The organism is Luteimonas sp. AC640a, from assembly GCF_979256585.1.
Genome location: NZ_CEEDOV010000019.1, coordinates 1 through 1620 on the forward strand (window position 1 = coordinate 1; position 1620 = coordinate 1620).

A 1620-nucleotide genomic window follows, 5' to 3' on the forward strand; every position below is an offset into this window, starting at 1 on the left:
GCGCGGGGGGCGCGGCGGGACGGGGGGCGGACATGGGCGGCGTCGACTCGGGGGATGCCGCAGATCATCCGCCTCGAAAGGGGACTTGATTAGTCCCTATTCGAGGGAATAATTATCCCCGTCACGGTCCAATCCTCCGCGCACCGTGCGCGCGCCCGCTCCAGGAGTCCCACATGGCACACGATCTCAACGAGACCCTGATCTTCGTCAAGGTGGTCGAGCAGGGCAGCTTCATCGCTGCCGCCAATGCGCTCGGTCTGCCCAAGACCACGGTCAGCCGCAAAGTGCAGGAACTCGAACAGCGACTCGGCGCGCGCCTGCTCAACCGCACCACGCGGCGCCTCGGCCTGACCGAAGCCGGCAGCATCTATCACGAGCATTGCCAGCGCATCGCGCGCGGACTGGAAGAGGCCGAGAGCGCCGTCGCGCAGTTGCAGTCCGGCCCGCGCGGCTGGCTGCGCTTCACCGTGCCGTACTCGATCGGCATCACCTGGATCGCGCCGCTACTCGGCGACTTCCAGGCGCAGTACCCCGAGATCCAGCTCGACATGCACATGGGCAACGAGAAGCTCGACCTGATCGCAGGCGAAGCCGACCTCGCGCTTCGCATCGGCACGCTGCCCGATTCCAACCTCGTCGCCCGCAAGCTCGGCAGCCTGCGCACGCAGGTGTTCGCCAGCCAGTCCTACATCGAACAGCACGGCGAACCGCTGCACCCCGACGACCTGCAGCACCACCGCACCCTGGTGATGCGCAAGAGCCACAACGCCAACAACCGCTTCATCTGGTCATTGACCGACGGCCGCGCGCTGCGCGATTTCCCGGTGAACCCGCAGCTCGTCGCCAACGATCCCGCCGCGCTCAACTGGGCGCTGATCAAGGGCGAAGGCCTGATGCTCACCGGCGACGTGATGGCCAAGGCCTTCGTCGAAGCCGGCATGGCGCAACGCGTGCTCGCCGGCTGGACCGGCCCGGAAGTCGATTTCAATGCCGTCTTCCCCGGCGGTCGCCTCGTTTCGCCGAAGGTGCGCGCGTTCGTCGATTTCCTGATCGAACGCCTGAACTTCGACGCCGACCACATGCAGACGCTCTGCCAGGTGCAGCAGCAGGCACTGGAAGCGAAGGCGGCGGGCAAGGTGGCGCTGGCGCAGCTGGAGAAGGCGACGCGGCGGGTGGTGGTGCCGGTGGTGGAGGTCGAGGAAGAGGTTGTGCCGGTTGGCAGGTAAGTGTGTCGGCACGCGCCGTAGGCGGCGTGCCTGCTCTGCTTTTGCTCGCTCTGAGCTTTTGATCCTCTTAACGGATCGCACCCGATTCAAACCCGGAGGGCGCCGCACAGGACGTGCGGCGTTTTCCGACCGAGGCAGGATGCCGAGTCGGAAAATCCCGGTGCGCATGACGCCGCGGGCTTCGGACTTTTCGGGGAGACGTTTTTCTTTGGTTCCGTTTCTTTTGGCGTCAACCAAAAGAAATGAACTCGGCCGCGTCAGCGGACGAAAGCGGTTGACGTTGCTACTTCGCTTACTCGCCTACGGCGACAAACAGGATCAAACGCTTCCACTCACCTTGCGGCGAGCGGGTTCATTTCTTTTGCTGGCCCAAAAGAAACGGAACCAAAGAAAA

At 64.4% G+C, this 1620-nt stretch carries 2 protein-coding genes; both read left to right on the forward strand.

Annotated elements, in window-relative coordinates; genetic code table 11:
• Positions 1-173 precede the first annotated feature (173 nt).
• On the forward strand, positions 174-1226 hold the full coding sequence (locus tag ACZ9YD_RS14835; RefSeq protein WP_465076055.1) for a LysR family transcriptional regulator: 1053 nt from the start codon (positions 174-176) through the stop codon (positions 1224-1226).
• Between the two features lie 160 nt (positions 1227-1386).
• On the forward strand, positions 1387-1620 hold a 234-nt coding region (locus ACZ9YD_RS14840), incomplete at its 3' end, for a hypothetical protein (RefSeq protein ID WP_465076056.1).